This window comes from Acidicapsa dinghuensis, assembly GCF_025685685.1.
GTDB lineage: Bacteria > Acidobacteriota > Terriglobia > Terriglobales > Acidobacteriaceae > Acidicapsa > Acidicapsa dinghuensis.
Genome location: NZ_JAGSYH010000007.1, coordinates 159,008 through 178,405 on the forward strand (window position 1 = coordinate 159,008; position 19,398 = coordinate 178,405).

Annotated in this window: 14 protein-coding genes; 8 read left to right on the top strand and 6 right to left on the bottom strand. The window is 56.4% G+C overall.

Annotated features, from left to right (window positions below; translation table 11 throughout):
* The first annotated feature begins 48 nt into the window (after positions 1–48).
* The gene (locus OHL22_RS20250) at positions 49–798 is read left to right on the top strand and encodes a GntR family transcriptional regulator (protein ID WP_263341393.1); all 750 of its coding nucleotides are present in this window, start codon (positions 49–51) and stop codon (positions 796–798) included.
* A 33-nt stretch (positions 799–831) separates the two neighbouring features.
* On the opposite strand, the gene OHL22_RS20255 is transcribed toward OHL22_RS20250, so the two are convergent.
* The 3 genes from OHL22_RS20255 to OHL22_RS20265 are packed head-to-tail and all read right to left on the bottom strand — an operon-like array spanning position 832 to position 3,898.
* Entirely contained in the window at positions 832–1,767 is a 936-nt protein-coding gene (locus OHL22_RS20255) for a dihydrodipicolinate synthase family protein (protein WP_263341394.1), read from the bottom strand.
* 14 nt (positions 1,768–1,781) lie between these two features.
* On the bottom strand, positions 1,782–2,930 hold the full coding sequence (locus tag OHL22_RS20260) for an NAD(P)/FAD-dependent oxidoreductase (RefSeq protein ID WP_263341395.1): 1,149 nt from the start codon (positions 2,928–2,930) through the stop codon (positions 1,782–1,784).
* Entirely contained in the window at positions 2,927–3,898 is a 972-nt protein-coding gene (locus OHL22_RS20265; protein WP_263341396.1) for a proline racemase family protein, read from the bottom strand. Before OHL22_RS20265 ends, OHL22_RS20260 begins: the two co-directional genes overlap by 4 nt.
* Positions 3,899–4,503: 605 nt before the next feature.
* On the opposite strand from OHL22_RS20265, the gene OHL22_RS20270 reads away from it, so the two are divergent.
* The 6 genes from OHL22_RS20270 (at position 4,504) to OHL22_RS20295 (ending at position 12,373) form a co-directional block, all read left to right on the top strand.
* Complete coding sequence (locus OHL22_RS20270; protein ID WP_263341398.1) at positions 4,504–7,686, top strand: TonB-dependent receptor; 3,183 nt, start codon at positions 4,504–4,506, stop codon at positions 7,684–7,686.
* Between the two features lie 261 nt (positions 7,687–7,947).
* Positions 7,948–8,913: a sulfate adenylyltransferase subunit CysD gene (gene cysD, locus OHL22_RS20275; protein WP_263341400.1), complete on the top strand. Its 966-nt coding sequence runs from the start codon at positions 7,948–7,950 to the stop codon at positions 8,911–8,913.
* Between the two features lie 2 nt (positions 8,914–8,915).
* Entirely contained in the window at positions 8,916–10,640 is a 1,725-nt protein-coding gene (cysN, locus tag OHL22_RS20280; RefSeq protein ID WP_263341402.1) for a sulfate adenylyltransferase subunit CysN, read from the top strand.
* Positions 10,637–11,332 (top strand): phosphoadenylyl-sulfate reductase, encoded by a 696-nt coding sequence (locus tag OHL22_RS20285; protein WP_263341404.1) that lies wholly within the window; start codon positions 10,637–10,639, stop codon positions 11,330–11,332. The genes cysN and OHL22_RS20285 overlap by 4 nt, the downstream gene beginning before the upstream one ends.
* A gap of 20 nt (positions 11,333–11,352) precedes the next feature.
* Positions 11,353–12,117: a sulfite exporter TauE/SafE family protein gene (locus OHL22_RS20290; protein WP_263341406.1), complete on the top strand. Its 765-nt coding sequence runs from the start codon at positions 11,353–11,355 to the stop codon at positions 12,115–12,117.
* 97 nt (positions 12,118–12,214) lie between these two features.
* On the top strand, positions 12,215–12,373 hold the full coding sequence (locus tag OHL22_RS20295) for a hypothetical protein (RefSeq protein ID WP_263341408.1): 159 nt from the start codon (positions 12,215–12,217) through the stop codon (positions 12,371–12,373).
* A gap of 162 nt (positions 12,374–12,535) precedes the next feature.
* Here the strand turns inward: OHL22_RS20295 and OHL22_RS20300 are convergent, their stop codons facing one another.
* The 3 genes from OHL22_RS20300 to OHL22_RS20310 all read right to left on the bottom strand — a co-directional run bounded on the left by OHL22_RS20300 (position 12,536) and on the right by OHL22_RS20310 (position 16,287).
* The gene (locus tag OHL22_RS20300; RefSeq protein WP_263341410.1) at positions 12,536–14,080 is read right to left on the bottom strand and encodes a DUF1593 domain-containing protein; all 1,545 of its coding nucleotides are present in this window, start codon (positions 14,078–14,080) and stop codon (positions 12,536–12,538) included.
* A gap of 159 nt (positions 14,081–14,239) precedes the next feature.
* Positions 14,240–15,553, bottom strand: coding sequence for a sensor histidine kinase (locus OHL22_RS20305; protein ID WP_263341412.1), 1,314 nt, complete (start codon positions 15,551–15,553; stop codon positions 14,240–14,242).
* Positions 15,550–16,287: a response regulator transcription factor gene (locus OHL22_RS20310; RefSeq protein ID WP_263341414.1), complete on the bottom strand. Its 738-nt coding sequence runs from the start codon at positions 16,285–16,287 to the stop codon at positions 15,550–15,552. Before OHL22_RS20310 ends, OHL22_RS20305 begins: the two co-directional genes overlap by 4 nt.
* 206 nt (positions 16,288–16,493) lie before the next feature.
* Here OHL22_RS20310 and OHL22_RS20315 point away from each other — a divergent pair, with 206 nt between their 5' ends.
* Positions 16,494–19,370 (top strand): TonB-dependent receptor, encoded by a 2,877-nt coding sequence (locus OHL22_RS20315; RefSeq protein ID WP_263341415.1) that lies wholly within the window; start codon positions 16,494–16,496, stop codon positions 19,368–19,370.
* Positions 19,371–19,398: the final 28 nt, after the last annotated feature.

A 19,398-nucleotide genomic window follows, 5' to 3' on the forward strand; every position in this document is an offset into this window, starting at 1 on the left:
GCGGTAGATTCTCTGGCCTGCAGCGAGATTCTCGTTTCGACTCTCACTATGCCTATCTCAGCCATCAATAAATCAAAGCCCAAGATTCCGCGTACAGCCTCGGCCAAGGCAGAACATGGCACGAGTGTGACGATAGCGTTTCAGCGGATTCGCGAACTGATTGTGCATGGCAAGTTGTCGCCGGGCACATGGATTGTTGAAAACGATTTGTGCCAGCACCTGAACATGAGCCGGACGCCGGTGCGCGGTGCACTGTATCTGCTGCAGCGCGAGGGCTATGTGCAGGAGCAGCGCAATGGAAGCAAGTCGCGGATGCTGGTTTCTTCGCTGACGAAGGAAGATGCGAGCGAGCTGTATCCGATTATTGGGTGCGTTGAGGGATTGGCTGGTCGCCGCGCGGCTGTGCTGCCGGAAGCAGCACGCACAGAGTTGGCCGGTAAGCTCTCCGAGATCAATGCAAAGCTGATCAGGATTGCCAAAGAGCGCGTGATCGAGGGCGCGAACATCTTCGATCTCGATCGGGAGTTTCACCGGTTGGTGGTGATGGCTGGCGCGGGGCCGAGGCTGAAGACGCTGCACAAGGCGATTGAGCCGCAGACGGAGCGGTATTGGCGGTTGTATGCAAGCTCGATCATCAATGATCTGACGCTCTCGACGGAAGAGCATGAGGCGATCATTGACGCGGTGAAGGAAGGCAATGCCGACAAGTTGGAGCTGGCGTTGCGCCTGAACTGGGAGAATGGCTGCAAGCGCCTGGCGCGTGTGATTGATATGTTTGGCGAGCGAGGCAGCTGGTAAGGCTGCCCTCTTCGCTTGCTGATATCTTTGTGATTATTTTGCAGCAGCTTTGACGGTGAGTTGCGTGCTGGCGACTGCGATGCTGGGGCGACTTGCGATTGCGTGCTGCACAGCTGCGCGGGTGGCGGCTAGCTCTTCGCCGATGACTTCGAGACGCGGAGCGCGAACGCGGGCGCTTCCGACGTGGATCTCCTGCTGGACTTGCTTAATGAGCTGGATAAACTTGGGCACGGTGTCCATGCGGAGCAGGGGTAGGAACCAGCGATAGAGCTCGAAGGCTTCGGCGGATTTGCTTTCGCTGGCGAGGCGGAAGAGATCGACACTCTCGCGTGGGAAAGCGTTGACAAGTCCGGCGACCCAGCCTGTGGCGCCTGCGTTGATGCCCTCGACGATGGCGTCATCGACTCCGACGAAGATGGAGAGGCGATTGCCGACGAGCGCACGGATGGCGGTGACTCGACGGACATCGGTTGAGGACTCTTTTACTGCTTTGAGGTTGGGATATTCTGTGGCGAGTTCCTGAATCTGCTCGGGCAGGAAGTCGGTGCCGTATGCTACCGGGTTGTTGTAGAGCATGGCGGTGAGTGGAGTGGCTTCGAGGATTGCGGCGACGTGAGCTTTCATCTCGCGCCAGTCGCCCTTGTAGACATAGGGCGGCAAGATCATGAGGCCTTGCGCGCCCTTTGCGTATGCGGCTTTTGCGAGCGCCACAGCTTCACTGGTGGAGAGCGCGGAGATGGCGGCGACGACCGGCACTTTGCCATCGACAGCGCGGACGAGCGTTGCGATGAGGTCGAGCTTTTCGTCGAAGGCCATGGTGGCGGCTTCACCGAGCGAGCCGAGGGCGATGAGGCCGGTGACGCCGTTCTCGACCTGCCATTGCGCGTGGCGTGCTACGAATGGGTGATCGATGCTGAGATCTTCATTGAATGCCGTGGTTAATGCCGGCATGACTCCAGTCCATTGCATGGGCTTCCTCACTCTCATGGTTTGCTTAGATGATTTGCTTGATTTGCATTGGCAAAGCGGGCGGGCAGATAGGGTTCGCAGGGAATTGCGGTTGTGCGGCCTGTGATCAGGTCGGCGATGAGCTCGCCTGTCGCCAAGGATGTGGTGATGCCGAGGCCTTCGTGGCCGGTGGCGAGCCAGAGCGATTGATCGTCGCTGTAAGGGCCGATGAGCGGCAGCTTGTCGGGAGTGGCAGCGCGAAAGCCGGTCCAGATGCGAATGGCTTTGAGATCGGCGACGCGCGGAATGTATTCGATAGCGCGCTGCAACATGGCGCTCACGACGGGCTGGTTGACTTCGCTGGTTTCAGCGCCGTATTGACGCGAGGAGCCGATGAGAAGCTGGCCCGTGCTGCGCGGCTGCACGTTGAAGGCTACGGAGTCTCCGGTAGATTTGTGCGCGCTTTTGAGATAGCCGAGCTCGACGAGCTGATGACGAACGAAACCGGGATAGCGGTCGGTGATGAGCAGATGGCCTTTGCGTTTGCGGACGGGAACGCCTGGCGTGATGCGCGCCGATTCAGAGCCGAGCGCGTTGATGATGGTATGAGCACGGATTATGCTGCCGTCTTGCAGCACGAGCTTGCCATCGCTGAGGATGTGGACCTGCTTGCCGATGTAGAGAGCTGCGCCAAGTTTTTCGGCCTCGCGGGCGAGGGTAAGCGCGACGACTGGCGGATAAACGACGGAATCCTGCGGAACTAGCAGAGCGCCTGCAAGGCCGCTGCGTAGATTGGGTTCGGCTGCGGAGAGTTCTGATGCGGTGAGGGTGCTGGTGGGCACACCGCGATCACCGTACCAGCGATGCTTCTGCTCAACGGCAGCCATTTCTTCTTCGTCGGCTGCTACCCAGAGGGTGCCGCACTCTTCGTATTCGCAATTTGCGGGAAGCTTTGGTGCGAGTTCGCGCCAGAGCTGCTGCGAGTAGCGTGTGAGTGCGAATTGAGCTTCGGAGTCATCCATGACGACGACATGGCCCATGCCGGCAGACGTGGCTCCGGAGCCGAGCACATCGCGTTCTACGAGAGCGACGCTTAGGCCGCGATGCGCGAGAGCACGTGCGCAGGCTGCGCCTACGATGCCTCCGCCGGCGATCGCCACGTCGAAGATGGCGGGCTGGGTCATCCAGCGATTGCCTCACTGGTGGAGATGCCGGTGCGAAATGGATCGTTTGGCTCGAAGATGAGTGAGGACTCAGCAGTAACATAAGCGGAGCCGGTGATAGTGGGAATGAGGCGGTCACCATCCTGCTGCATACAGCCGGTGAAGACGCTGCCGAGAATGCCTTCCTGACGCCATGGCTGGCCGGGCTTGAGCTTGCCGTCGGCGATGAGGCAGGCGAGCTTGGCGCTGGTGCCGGTGCCGCAGGGTGAGCGATCATACGCTTTGCCGGGACACAGCACGAAGTTGCGGCTGTGATTGGCGGGATCGAGTGGTGAACCGAAGAGCTCGATGTGGTCGATCTCCGCACCGTTCGCACCGGTGATGCCCTGCTCGGTTAGTGATTTACGGACCTTCCAAGTGAAGTCCGTCAGCGACTCAACCTTCTCGATGAGCAATTGAAATGGATGCTCTTCGATGAGATAAAACCAGTTGCCGCCCCAGGCTACGTCGCCATACAACGTGCCATAACCATCGACTTCGACGGGAACACGCGCGCGATGGCGATATGCGGTGACGTTGCCGATGGTGACTTCGCCGGACTCTGCGAGAGAGACGGTGACGTTGCCCACAGGCGTCTCGAAGATGTGACGACCGAGACTGAGCCTGCCGAGATACGCGAGTGTGGCGGCGACGCCGACGGTTCCGTGGCCGCACATGCCGAGATAGCCTGCGTTGTTAAAGAAGATGACGCCGGCGGCGGATGCGGGATCTGCCGGCTCAACGAGCAGCGCGCCTACGAGAACATCGGAACCGCGAGGCTCGCACAGCACTGCGCGGCGATACACGTCATGGCTGGCGCGAAGCCGGGCGAGCCGTTCTGCAACCGACCCGGCGCCGAGCTGCGGGCCGCCTGAGATGATGCAGCGTGTTGGCTCCCCTGCCGTGTGGGAGTCAATGACTTCGATCCGTTGAGGCAGGTGTGATTGCATTCGTATCCCCTGGCGGTCTGTTGAGGTCCGCGATCTTTTGAATTATCCGAGCATCAGGAATCGCAAATCCGGATATAAGCCCTTGTGTATCAGACTGGACCGAGAAGTCTGAAGTCGAGAAGTGCGATGTGTTTATAGTATACGATGTTGCATACAATAATCATGAGATTGTATTTTGCCGTTTCAAAAGAGCTGATTTTTCGAGGGAAAACGAAGATCTTGGCGCTGAAGCTTCCGGTTGCCGGGTGACTGGGCGATGTGCCCCCCCAGTCATCTTCGGGGTGGGCCGATTCGCTTGAGATTGCAACCTGTGGTACTCTCCGATTGTGATGGTGTTTAGCGAAAACATGGTCAGCTTGAGTGTCTCCCAGACGCTCGCAGCCTGTTGTTGTCTTCGCTAATCATCTCTTCTCTGGCGAACTAACTGGTTCGCACTCTTCCCCAACAACCTCATCGCAGTTCCGGAGTTTTCGTTTGACCGCTATGCAATCCCATCCACAGTTTCTCCGGCATGGCTACATGCAGCGAGCCTGTTGTTGTCGCTGATCTTCTGCGCCTGAAGCCGTCTCATTCCATTTCATTCATTCGATTTTGAGGAAAGTTCGATGTATAAGACACGGGTAATTTTGCCTACTCTTGCTTTTTTGTTCGCTTTTGCTGTGATGCTCTTGCCAGATGCCGCAATCGGTCAGCTCGTTGGTGGTACTATTTCCGGCTCGATCACAGATCCGGGCAACGCAGCAGTCGGCGGTGCGCATGTGACGGTTCGCAACCAGGAGACGGGCAATACACGCGAACTGGTCACCGGGCCGGAAGGCTCATTCTCAGCCCCTTCGATTCCGGTGGGTGTGTACGCAGTAACGGTCGAACGCGATGGGTTTGCTTCGCAGGAACAGGCGGGCATCACCGTAACCGTGGGCCAGAATGTGCAGCTTCGTTTTGTGCTGGCTGTGGGCAAGGTGGAGCAGACTGTTTCAGTTTCTGATTCGCAGCCCGGAGTTGATGTTTCAACGTTGCAGACGCAGGGGCTGGTGGATGAGCGGCAGGTGAAAGAGCTGCCGTTGAATGGACGCAGCTTTGACCAGCTACTGCAGTTGAATCCGGCGGCGGTCAACTACACAACACAACGATCGGGCGGAGTAGGTACTTCGAACTCTTCTGTCGGCAACATGTTTTCCGTGTCGGGGCGCAGGCCGCAGGACAATCTTTTTCTGTTAAATGGCATTGAGTACACCGGTGCTTCACTGATTAACGTGACGCCTGGTGGAACAAGCGGGCAACTGCTGGGCGTCGAGGCTGTGCGCGAGTTCAATGTGGTGAGCGATACGTATGGCGCGAATTACGGCAAGAGAGCGGGTGCGCAGGTTTCAATCATCACGGCATCGGGCACGAATGCTCTGCATGGGTCGGTGTATGAGTTCTTCCGCAACAGTGCGCTCGATGCGCGGAACTACTTTGACCAGGCACATATTCCGCCATTTCAACGGAACAATTTTGGCGCGGCACTGGGCGGCCCGATTCGCCATGACAAGGTATTTCTATTCGGCAACTATGAGGGTTATCGGCAGCGGCTTGGGTTGAGCGATGTGACGTTCGTCCCTGATGCGTCGGCGCGCGCGGCTACAGTTGCGAGCGTGCAACCGTTGCTGGCGCTGTGGCCTGAAGGAACGACCGAACTTGGTCAAGGGATTGCAGAAGCATTTTCGAATCCACTGCAGCATGTACGTGAGGACTTTGGGACGACGCGCGCGGACTGGAATCTGACGCCGAGCGATTTGTTCTTTGCGGTTTACACGATTGACGACAGTGATGCAACGACACCATCGGCAAATCCTTACTCTTCAATTTATGAAAATCTGCGAGAGCAGGTGCTGAGTGGGCAGGAGCAGCATATCTTCTCCTCGCGGCTGCTGAATACGGCGCGAGTTGGATTTTCGCGCGCAACGTTTGGATTTCAGAGCCTCGTAGACGGGGGAGTTGCGGGATGGGTGGATGGAGCGCCGGTGGGAGCGATTGTGATTGCGGGTAGCACCGCATCGAATGGAGCATCGCAGATTACGCAGGCGGGTGCGAATACGGGCAGCGACAATGCCACGGCGCGCAATCTATTCACGGTAGATGATCATATCTACTACACGCGCGGGCATCATCAGCTTGAGGCCGGCGTGTGGCTGCAGCGGCTGCAATCGAACGATGCACTGGCGCAGTATCAGTACGGACAGGCTTCGTTTTCAACGCTTGCCACGTTTGAGCAGGGGCAGGTGTCGAAGTACACGATTGTTCCCTCGGCAACGGAGCTGGGCTGGCGCTCGCTTTTCAGCGCGGGGTTTGTGGAAGACGCATGGAAAGTAACGCCCCGGCTGGAGTTGCGAGCGGGGCTGCGTGTGGAGTCATCAACGGGATGGAATGAGGCGCAGGGGCGCGCTTCGAACTATCTCTTTACCGATGGCGTGATTAACACGACGCCGACGGTGGGCAGCTCGGCGCTTTCCGACAATCGCGCCAAGTTTATGCCGGAACCGCGCGTTGGGCTCGCGTGGGATCCATTTGGCAAAGGCAAGACGGTGGTGAAAGCCGGCTTTGGCCTACACCGCGCGCTGCTGGACACGCTGGATTACCGGCTGGATCAGACTGCGCCGTATAACACGACGTTTTCTTATAGCAACACGGTGGTGAGCAAACTGCCTGCTCTTTCGACAACGAGCGCAACGGGCGGGCAGGTTTCTCCAAGCAATGTGCAGCCAAATCTGCAGACGCCTACGGTACTGTCATGGACGTTGAAGGTGGAACAGGAGATTGCGCCTGCAACGACGCTGACGGTGGGCTATGTTGGGTCGCATGGGTATCACCAGATTCTGTCGGAGGATATGAATACTCCCGCGTCGGTGATCTGCCCCGATCCATCATGCCCCGCGGCGCTGACAGCGGGGACGATCTACTATCCGACGACGACGTATGCGAACCCAAACCTGGCGAATACGACGTCTTGGGTGTCGCAGGGCATCAGTAACTATCATGCCCTTGAAGCCGATGTACGCAAGCAGATCAGCCATGGGTTCCAGCTGCGTGGAGTGTATACGTGGTCGCGCAATCTGGATGATGGATCGGCGTGGAACACGAGTGTATCGGCGAACACTCCGGCATATGTTTCGTATCCTGCAAATGCGAAGGTGGATTACGGACCGGCGGCGACGAATATCAGCCAGTCGGCAGCAATCAATGGAAGCTGGGATCTGCCGGTGGGACGCGGACGGTTGCTCGATCCTGGTAATGCGGTGGCAAGCCAGGCTGTTTCCGGGTGGACGGTAAGCGGCATTGCTTCGTTGCAGAGCGGGTTTCCGTTTTCGCCGCAGCTTGGTTATAACCCTACGGGCAATGGAGATTCGCGTAATCCGGCGCGCCCGCAGTTGAACCCTGATTTCCATGGCGAGCTTTACCCACGCACGCCGGGTGAATGGTTCAATCCAGAGGCGTTTGAGGCGCCATATCAGGGGAGCTTTGGCAATACTTCGCGCGATTCATTGATCGGTCCAGGGCTTGCAGATCTGGATGTATCGCTGGCCAAAACAACAACGATCCATGAGGGCGTAAGAGCCCAGTTTCGCGCGGAGTTCTTCAACGCGCTGAACCATGCGAACTTCTCGACACCGAATCCAGTAGTCTTCAGCACGGGGCCAACTCCGGCAAAGCCAGCTACGGCGGCAGCGCTGTCGCCAACCGCGGGTGTGTTGACGGCTACGGCGACGACGTCGCGGCAGCTTCAGTTTGCGCTGAAGTTTCTGTTTTAGGCCGGGATGGCTGGGGTTGCGCAACTTGCTGCAACCTCAGCCGTCTGTTAGCATCTTTAGAAGAGATGCGCTGCGGTTCCCAAAACCGGTGTTGTTGTCGTCTGTCGAACATTTTCGACGGGTGCGCACTCTAGTCTCTTCTTCCTTCGCATAATCAACTTCCAGGCGAAAGCAGATATGCAAGACACACCCGTGGCTGACCAGCCGGGTTTGTTTTGATTTGCTTACCGGCGTCAGTACCTCAACCACACAGAGGACTCCATGCCGGTAGCAGTACCCACAAATAGTTCCATCGATCCTCTCCACTCAGAGCAGGCCGATGCGGTAACGCCAAGTATCAGCCATTTGCGCCTGCTGGAGGCGGAAAGCATCCATATCCTGCGCGAGGTGGCTTCGGAGTTTGAGCGTCCGGTGATGCTCTACTCCATTGGCAAGGACTCGTCGGTGATGCTGCGCCTGGCGCAGAAAGCTTTCTATCCGGGGCCTATTCCCTTCCCGCTGCTGCATATCGACACAGGATTTAAGTTCCGCGAGATGCTGACCTTTCGCGATGAGATGGCGCGCTCGATTGGCGCGAAGCTGCTGGTGTGGCGCAATGAGCCGGCAATAGCCGCGGGGACGAATCCGATTGCACTGGATACGAAACGCTGCTGCGGGCTGCTGAAAACGCAGGCGCTGCTGGATGCGTTACGGCATTACAACTTTGACGCGGCTTTTGGTGGAGCACGGCGCGATGAGGAGAAATCGCGCGCGAAGGAGCGGATATATTCCTTCCGCGATAACGCGGGACAGTGGGACCCGAAGAATCAGCGGCCAGAGCTTTGGAATATCTACAACGCGCGCATTCATCCGGGCGAAAGCATTCGCGTCTTTCCGATCTCAAACTGGACCGAGATGGACGTGTGGCAGTACATCAACGTGGAGAAAATTCCGGTAGTTGATTTGTACTTCGCGAAGGAGCGGCCGATGTATGTACGCGGCGATGCGCTGCTGCCGATTGAACAGGATTTTGTGGCGTGGCCTGGTGAGAAACCGCAGATGGTGAAGAGCCGGTTGCGGTCTCTGGGTTGCAGCCCCTGCACGGGCGCGATTCGATCGGATGCAGAGACGATTCCGGACATTATTGCGGAGCTGATTTCGTTCCGCTCGTCTGAGCGCGCCAATCGCGCGATCGATCACGATCAGGAAGGCTCGATGGAACTTAAGAAGCGGGAGGGCTATTTCTGATCATGGCTGCGACTGCGTTTACTGGCTTGACGATTCATGAGTTTCTGCGCGAAGAGTCACAGAAAGACCTGCTGCGTTTTTCGACTGCGGGCAGTGTGGACGACGGCAAGTCCACGCTGATTGGACGGCTGCTGTATGACACGCAGTCAGTGTATGAGGATCAGGTTCGATCGATCGAAGGCAAAGGCACGACGGCCCCTGGACAGATTGATTTTGCTCTGCTGACGGATGGGCTGCGTGCTGAGCGCGAGCAGGGCATCACGATCGATGTTGCGTATCGCTACTTTTCGACTTCGCGACGAAAGTTCATCATTGCCGATACGCCGGGTCATGAGCAGTACACGCGCAATATGGCGACTGGCGCATCTACCGCGGATGCAGCGATTGTGCTGGTGGATGCACGCAAAGGCGTGCTGGTGCAGTCGCGGAGGCATGCCTATATCGCTTCGCTGCTGAGAGTGAGGCATATCCTTGTCGCCGTAAACAAGATGGATCTCGTCGGATTTGACGAGGGTGTTTTTCACGCGATTGAGAAGGATTTCCGCGAGCTGCTTGAACAGATTGCGCTTGAGACAGGTAATCCTGTCGAGGCGCAGTTTGTGCCGGTGAGCGCGCTGCTTGGCGACAACGTGGTGCACCGGTCCGCGTCGATGGCCTGGTATGAGGGGCCTTCGATTCTGGAGTTGCTTGAATCGGTCGAACCCACTGCGGATGTGGATCATGCGTCCTTCCGGTTTCCGGTGCAACGGGTGATCCGGCCTGATCATACGTTTCGTGGATTTGCCGGGCAGATTGCTTCGGGGACGGTTCGCCAGGGAGATGTAGTAGCGGTGCTGCCGTCTGGTGTGCGTGCGCAGGTGGAACGGATTGTGACGTGGGATGGCGATCTGCGTGAAGCGTCGGCCCCGTTGTCGGTGACGCTGGTGCTGGATCGCGAGATCGATATCAGTCGCGGCGATCTGATTGTGCCAATTGAATCGCAGGCGCAGCTTGCGACTCGCGTTACGGCAGCGCTTGTGTGGATGAATCAGCAGCCGCTTGAGTTGAACAAGCGCTATTTGATCAAGCATGCCAGCAGAACTGCGCCAGCGTTTGTGACGGGCATCGAGTATCGGTCGGATGTTGCGACGCTGGGGCATGAGGCGGCTACTACGCTGGAGATGAACAGTATCGGTGTGGTACGGCTGCAACTCAATAGCGCAATTGCTTTTGATCCGTATGGAGAGAATCGCGCAACCGGGGCATTCATTCTGATCGATCCGGCGACCAATGCGACGGTTGCGGCGGGAATGATCCGGCATGGAGAAACAGGCGCATCGGCAGCGGTTTCTGCAACCGCCGGGCTCGGCAAGGTTTCCCTGCAAGAGCGCGAAGCGCACTGGGGACATCGCGGAGGCGTGATTGAGATTGCTGCTCCTGCCGGTGCTGTTGACGCCGTCGAGCGTTCGCTCTTTTCGCTCGGTGCGGCTGTGATTCGCATCGATGCGGATAACGAAGAGTTTCTGATCCATCCGCAGCTTCTGGACCGCATTACAGAACTGCAAAGCAATGCTGGATTGTTGACGATTGTTGAGCGCAAGCGCGAAGAAGGCTCGTCTACGGCGCGTGTTGGCGATGTAACGGTCGAGCTTAACGGCAATGATGCCGCAGATGTTGTGACGGCGATTCATCGATTGCTGCAATCGGCAGGGATTTTACGTTCTACAGAAAAGGTGAATGAGGCATGAGCGCAGCAACTTTGGAAACGCAGCTCGAAACGAAGCTGAATGCAGTGAAAGAGCTGCTGCGGCGCGAGATCACAGGCAAAGGCGATGTCTGCCTTACATGCAGCTTTCAGGCGGAAGATGTGTTGCTGGCGCGACTGGCAATTGATCTTGATCCATCGCTGCCTATCCTCTTTCTCGATACCGGTTATCACTTTGCCGAGACTTACGAATATCGCGATGCGATCACGCGCGAGTGGGGATTGAACCTGATCAATCTGCTGCCAGAGCGGACGGTCGCGGAGCAGGAGCAGCAGTTTGGTCTGCTGTATCAGAGTGCTCCGGATCAGTGCTGCAAGCTGCGCAAGGTGGAACCTCTATTTAAGGCTGTTGCGGAGTATCGCGTTTGGATCACCGGAATGCGCCGTGAGCAGGCGAAAACGCGCGCTGCGCTTGAGGAGTCCGCCGTCTTTCATCTGCCCGGCGGCAAGCAAGTGCTGAAGCTGGCGCCGCTTGCCGACTGGACAACACGCGACGTCTGGTATGCCTGCGAGCAACTTGGGATTCCGCTGCTGCCGCTGTATGCGCGCGGCTACTCGTCGATCGGGTGCGAGCCATGTACTTCGCTGCCGGTTGATCCCAACGATCCGCGTTCAGGACGATGGTCAGGCCGCAAGGTGGAATGCGGCATTCATATCGAAGCTCCTAACAATTAAGGCAACAAAGCGAGCACGTCATGCCATACATTCTGGGTTTATTTATCGCGTTCTTCATCTCGCTCACAGGAGTCGGAGCAGGGACGCTTACGGTACCGATACTGATTCTGTTTCTTGGCGTACCCGCGCCGGTCGCGGTCGGAATTGGTCTACTGTTTGCAACTGTGGTCAAGTTCATTCTGGTGCCCGCACAGATCGTTCGCGGCAATGTGTCATGGAGAACGCTCGCACTGATGCTCTTTGGTGGAGTACCGGGAGTGCTGGTCGGATCGTTGTTTCTGAAACATCTGGTGACGGCAGGTGCGAACAATGTCCTTAATGGGATTCTCGGAGCAATTCTTGTAGGCATGGCAACCTATCAGATTCTCTATTCATTTCGAGCGCCAAATCCTGACAAGGTGCGGCGCGATCGCGCTTCGTGGCTAACGTGGCTGATGCTGCCGGTTGGCGCAGAGGTTGGCTTTTCGTCGGCAGGAGCCGGGGCGCTAGGGTCTGCGGCCATACTGAGCTTTACCAAGTTAGAGCCTGCGCAGGTGGTTGGAACCGATATCGCCTTTGGATTCATCCTCTCGCTCATCGGTAGCGGCGCACACTGGAGCTCGACACAAGGAAACACCACGCTGCTCTGGCAACTCGTGATTGGCGGAATTTTTGGCGCAGGAATCGGGACGTTGCTGAGTACGCATATTCCGCGCCGGCCTCTTCGCGTTGCCTTATGGGTTTGCCTGCTGTTGCTGGGAGGACAGTTCCTGGTAAACAGCTATCACGCGCACGCCTTTCTGTGATCCGGTGCACGAAGCTGTGCGGAAAGTTACATGTTGACATTGCGATTGATACCACGTTGCGCAAAACGGATGTATGCTATGCGGCAGAGGAACGGGCATGAGCGACATCCTTGTACCTTTCAGCAATGACGAGCAAGACGACGCGATGGTCAACGACGCGTTTGGAACCATCGATCCAGCAGACACCATGGAAACGGACCCGGATGAAGATCCGGAAGCTGGCGGTAAGGGCATCGGCGATAAAGTGGCTGAGTAAATCAGATTGGCTTCTTTTCCGTTGATTCAATACTTTCGCAGCCACTAGACCGCAGGCTGCGAAACTTAGTCTGGGCGTGGGTTGAACTGGGTACACAGCGCGAATGTCTTCTCAAGATGTTCGATAAACAATACACGTCGACTCATGCGGGCTGTGTATCGATCATTGGCGCGCCGCACTATCGGTGCCCGGTTGCACAGTCACGATAATTCGCCGATAAGAAGTAAGTTGCGGCGAGCCATCGTCTGTTACGGCGAGAATGATGTGGATAACGCCTGAGCCACGGCAGGGCACAAGATTGGGAATCCACGCGGCGCTGCAGGCCGAATTGGCATGTACTTCCGCTTTTGTTGTCTCCGCTGCTGTTAGCGTAACGTCGGCTCCGTGTGTACCTGTGAGGCCGGCTTCGGGGTAGGTGAACCACTTGTACGTCAGATGCTGATGGTCCGGATCGGACGTTCCGGCGGCATCAAGTGTAATTGTCTGACCAGCCTTCATTGTCAGTTGCAATGGAGCTGTTCCGGCACTGCCGTTCACTATAACTTGCGGGTTGTGATTCGCATGAGCGAAGTCATGGATGGTCCAGTCCATACGTGCGGCGAAATCATTCTGAAATGCATCACGCCAGCGCCAGATTGTGGCCTGATCCGAAATATGCGTGCGACCGTCGATGCCGGTCACGGCGTCCTGTGAGCTTGTGCGGAAAAACTCGTCACCGCCCTGAGTCCAGATGGGATGCGTCTCTCCATAAGGCTGCAGATAAACGTAACGACCACCCCATCCGCCCCAGTCAGGCCTGCTCCGGGCATCGAGTCCATTGTCGATCAGATTGAGAAAGCTGGGTGTGTCGCCTTCCATGATGAACATGAATTTGGGATAGTCTTTGCCGAGAGGGCCTTTGGAGCGTATGTTCGCGTCGAGCCATTCGTTGGTGACGACACTCGGGTCCGCGCCTTCGCCGTTGCGGTAATAGCGATCGCCACTGATGCCGGTCCACGTTGCCATGTAATAACCGTCACTGTTGGCGCGGCTTGGAGTGACGATGTAGTAGAGGTTTGGAAACTCGCGGCGAATCCACGGACCAGCATCGTCCTGATCAGAGATGGAGTAAACACGAACGCGAGAGATCAGTGTCTTCGTTTCTTCAGCACTCTTTGAAGCACGCAGGTCCATGAGGGCTTGGGCGAGCGTATTGGCACCACCCCAAATACATATCCATAATGGACGCGGATCGTCGCGTTCGATGGCAGCGGCAAGAGCACGCGAACCGTCGGAGCTCTTGCCTGCGCCTGTTGCCTCCATGCCGTATGCGTGCTGGCCTGCGTATATATGCTGATCGAGATACTCAGCAGTTGGCCAGCCGGAGGCATGCTTGAGCAGATTGGTGCGCACTTCGCCATAGGCGTGGACGAGCTGATGCATTGTCTCGGGATGGCTTGCAGATTTTTGCCAAGTTGAAGTGGTAGCGATCATGGCTTCGAGATCGAACTCATTCGAATACATCAGCAGGCGAACGAAAGACATCTGATCGTCTGGCTCATTGCCGATATCGCTGATGATCGCGACGCGCGGATTACCGCTGAATTGATCTACAGGCTGCGGCTGGACAGGCTGCTGTGCAACGACAACGCCGACAGCAAGTGTCGAAAGCGCGAAAGCAATAACGAAGCTTCTTACGGACGAGATCGACTCGAATAGACGGTGCATAACCCTCTGCGTAACGAAGGCCGGCGCGCGAGCGCACGGTTTTTCTGCTGTATTACTGGTCAAGGAAAAATCGTACACTTCGGCTGCTGAGCACTGTCAATAATCTTATCGAAGACGCGAGAGATCTGAGACGCGAGAGATCTGAAGAAACTTGCTGCTCTATCCCGGTGAGATCGGCCCTGGTGAGATCGGCAAACTGATCGTGACCTGCAGTCCTGGAGAAAGATTTCGTGCTGCGATCTGGCCATGATGCAGCAGCACGGAGCGACGCGCGATTGAGAGTCCAAGGCCTACTCCACCTGAGGTTGTTTCACGCGATGCTTCAACGCGAAAAAACGGATCGAAGATACGCGATAACATCTCTTCCGGAACCCCAGGCCCAGAATCACTCACTGTGATGGTGGTGCTGCCACCGGCATCGCTCGCATTGACTTGAACGGCTGCACCATTGCCCGAATATCGAATGGAGTTGCGCAGCACATTTTCGATAGCGCGGCGAACCAGTTCGGGGTTGCCTTCAAGGCGCGCGATTGAATTAAGACTGCTCTCAATCCGCACTCCACGCGACTCGGCTTCAAAAGCGCAATCGCTAACAACCTCCTCAACCAACGGCGTGACTGAGAAAGACTGAGTTTCTCGAGATGAGGGGTCGCCTTCAATACTGGTGACCTCAAGCAGCGTAGCGATGAGTTGCGAGAGCCTCATGATTTCACGGCGCATACGATCGAGCGCAGCATCGGGATCGGCAGCACTGCCCATTAACTCCGCTGCAAAACTGAGCCGGGCAAGCGGCGACCGCAGCTCATGAGAAACGTCCTGAAGAAGCCGCCTCTCGGCGGTCAAAAGCGTTTCGATGCGATCAGCCATGCTGTTAAAAGATCGGCCGACATCGCCGATCTCATCGCGGCGTGTCATGGCTACGCGTGCCGAGAGATCTCCGCGACCGAATCGATCGACTGCGCCTGCCAGCCGATGCAAGGGAGAGACGATGCCGATGGACAGAATCCACCCGAGCAGAATGATCGCAAGCGCCACAGAGACAAAGTAGGGAATGAATCGCGCCATTTTGATAGGCGGTGGCGCAAACAGGATGAGATGATAACGCCGATCAGCAGATGACTTCACGAATACGAACTGGCCATTCACCTTCGGCGGCGGACCGGGCGGTCCTTTTTCAAGAGAAAGCATGTTCGAGCGATCGACGCCGGAGACCAGATCGCGTCCAGACGCGTCCGTCAGGTATCGAACTCCAGGGAGAGCGGCGTTGGTCTCAGAAAGATAGACACCGAGCGCATGTGAGCCTCCCTCCTCATACATACGCGTTGCCTGCTCTAGCTCGAGATCAACCGATCCTCTGAAAAAATCTCCCGTAGCCTCATGCGAGATGCGATCGGAGATCTTCCACATTGCGAAGGAAGAGCACAGCAGCGCAAAGGTAAAGATTAGAACGATGCGCCATTGCAGTGATTTCATTCGCTTCCCTTCTCTTCTGTGGCAAACATATAGCCGACGCCGCGCACAGTGCGAATCGCCGGCAGGCCTCGCTGTTCCAGTTTCTTGCGAAGGTGGCTAATATGCACGTCGAGAGACCGCTCAAACGGGCTCGACTCCCGCTGATAAAGCACAGTGGAGATTTCGTCGCGTGAGACGGTGCGGCCAGGGGATCGCATCAGAACTTCGAGGATTTGGAATTCAGTGTCCGTGATATCGAGATCTTCTCCGGCATAACGCACGATGTGCGTTACGGGATTGAGTTCAAGCAGGCCGCTGGTGAGTTGATCGGACTTTACCAACGGAGCGTTTTTATAACGACGCATAACGGCACGGATACGTGCGAAGAGCTCATCGGGAAGAAACGGTTTTGGGAGGTAATCATCTGCGCCGCTGTCTAAACCGGCAATACGATCTTTGCCCTGTGTGCGAGCCGTCAGCATGATGACGGGAACGGAACTGCGCTTGCGCAACTGGCGAAGTACCTCGAGGCCGTCGAGTGCAGGGAGCATTCCGTCGAGAATGACAAGATCATGTTTGCCGCTCAGCGCCGCAGCGAGCCCGGACCTTCCATCATAGACACATTCCATGGAATGACCTGCTCGCGTGAAGTACTCCTTCATCAGCTTGCACAACTCGGCGTCATCGTCCACAAGCAGGAGCGCAGGCCTGGGCGCTGTATCTACTGTCTCGCGGGTCACGGTTTCGTGGGGCATGGTCTGTATTCAGTATCGCGCGATGGAGAACCATCCGGCACCGGGTTTTTGGCACTTTACAAATCTTAAGACGCCGCCATCCGGAACTGCCGTCTACTCCAATGAGAAGCAATGCGCACTCTCAAGGCTGCAGCGACTCCGTTGTGGACCTGATTACTCCGGATTCCGGAGAAAGCATTGCTCCGTTCGCCAGGAGGTTCGCAGCAATGCGTTCATTACGATCAATCGCACTTTTTGTTCAGATTCTGCTAATGGCTGGTACGTGCATCGGCGTTGGCTACGCGGAGCCAGCGGCTACCGGAACGGTACACGGGACGGTAACCGACCCGACGGGCGCGCTCATTCCGACGGCTACGATTGTCATTTCTAATACCGATGGCTTTTCCAAGACTGTGCCGGTGAAGGCAGATGGCACCTATGAGATTACTAACCTCGTCCCAGGCCGCTACGCCCTCGCGATCACAGCCGAGGGCTTTGCAGACGCGAGCAAACAGGATGTCCTGGTTTACGGAGGCAAGTCTGCTCTGGTCAACGTTGTGATGCAGTTGCCTGTTGAAAAGCAGGAAGTACAGGTGGACGCAAATGCGGTTGGCGTGGACACAACGCCTGACAACAATGCGAGCGCGATTGTGATCAAGGGTAAGGATCTTGATGCACTGTCCGATGATCCAGACGAATTGCAGAATGAGCTGACTGCGCTGGCAGGTCCCTCGGCTGGACCGAGCGGCGGGCAGATCTACATCGATGGATTTACGGGCGGACAATTGCCTCCGAAATCTTCTATCCGAGAGATTCGTGTCAACCAAAACCCGTTCTCGTCGCAATACGACAAGCTGGGCTATGGCCGTATTGAGATTCTCACCAAGCCCGGAACAGACAAGTTTCATGGCATGGTGATGATCAATGGCAATGATTCGGCATTCAACTCACTGAATCCCTTTGTAACGAATGAGCCGCCCTACTACAGCACGTTTATGAACGGCTTTGCCAGCGGCTCGTTGAATAAGAATGCTTCATGGTTTGTGAATGTGTTTCGGCGCGATAATCAGTCGAACTCAATCGTCAACGCTGAACTGCTCGATGCGAGCGGGAGCCAATATAACTTCACACAGGCTTATACAAATCCCCAGTCGCGTCTGGATGTAAGCCCACGATTCGACTTTCAGCTTGGAAAGAACAATACATTAAGCGTTCGCTACATGTTTGACCGGCAGAAAGAAACCAACGATGGCGTGTCACAGTTTTCATTGGCAAGCCAGGCCTACAACCTAACGAACTACGAAAACACACTGCAGCTGAGCGATACGCAGATCCTTAGCCCGAACATGATCAACGAAACACGCTTTCAGTACACTCGCGATCGAGATCTGGAGGCTGCGCAGAACAGCGACCCAACCGTTACCGTACAGGGCGCATTTACGAGCGGTGGCAACACTATCGGTACAGTGCGGGACAATCAGGATCGCTATGAGCTGCAAAACTACACGACGGACATTGTAGGACGTCACTCGATCAACTTTGGGGTACGCCTGCGGCTGACGCGCGATTCTAACTACTCGACAAGCGGCTTTAATGGAACCTACATTTATTCGTCGCTTGCGGATTATGCGGCAAACACTCCCTCACAATACACAGTGACGGCGGGCAATCCTGGAGCCGTTGTGAACCTCTTCGACGCTGGTTTGTTTTACCAGGACGATTTTAAGATCAAGCCGAACCTGACTTTCAGCTATGGATTGCGGTACGAGGCTCAAAACCGTATCAGTGATCACTCCGACTGGGGTCCGCGTCTCTCATTTGCATGGGCGCCCCCGACAAAAAATGGCAAGCCGGCGAAGACCGTGATTCGTGGCGGTTATGGGTGGTTCTTCGATCGCTTTGGTTCAACCTATGTTCTGGATGCGATTCGCCAGAATGGAATCAACCAGCAACAGTATGTGATTCAGAATCCGGACTTTTATGAGAACGCTCCTTCCACGAGTGAACTGGCAGCGAGCAACACCGTTGCTCCTACGATCTACGAGGTTGCTCCGCATTTGAAGGCCGCTGTCAATATGCAAGCAGCCATTGGAGTGGAACAACAGATCGGCAAGATAGCGACGATTTCAGCGACGTATATCAACTCACGCGGTGTGCATCAATATCTGAGCGACAACGTGAATGCTTACCTGCCAGAGACCTACGACGCTGCAACCGGAACCGGCACACGGCCTAACGGCATCAACGAGAATATTTATCAGTTCCAATCAGGTGGCGTATACAACCAGAACCAGATCATTCTCAACTACAGTGTGCGCGCCAAGCGTGTGTCACTCTTTGGCTTTTACCTGACGAACTTCGCGAAGGCGGATACGTCGGGCGCAACATATTTCCCTTCGAATCAGTTCGACCCTGGTGCTGATTATGGCCGGTCCAATTTCGACGTTCGCAGCCGCTTCCTGCTGGGTGGCAACCTGAGCGCTCCGTATGGAGTTTCGTTCAGCCCGTTTTTGGTCGCAGACTCGGGGCAACCGTTCAACATCGTTCTTGGCCAGGATCTGAATGGCGACAACCAGTTCAACGATCGGCCTGCCTTTGCAACGGCGAGCAGCACGGATACCGTCACTACCAGCTACGGAACGTTTGATCTTGATCCGGCATGGAATGCACAGCGCATTCCGTACAACTATGGCAATGGCCCGGCGCAGCTAAGCATGAATATGCGCGTCAGCAAATCGTTTGGCATTGGCCCGCGCGTAACAAGCGGATCTGGTGCGAGTTCTGGCGGGCCCGGTGGACCTGGCGGCGGGGGACCACCCCCTGGAGGTGGCGGACCGGGAGGCGGGGGGCCTGGCGGCGGACTCGGACCAGGAGGGCTGAGCCGCAGTGGCGGACCTCCGCGGCTTGACCAAGCGTTGCCACGGCGCTATAGCCTCAATTTCGCAGCGATGACACGAAACGTCTTCAACAACGTCAATCTTGGACAGCCGGTCAATGTTCTCGGCTCGACACTCTTCGGCAAATCCAACTCACTTGCTGGCGGCTTCTTCTCATCTCCAGCGTCGAACCGCAGCATCGACCTGCAGATGAGCTTCAACTTCTGAGAACTCCTTGCAACCTGTAACAAATCAA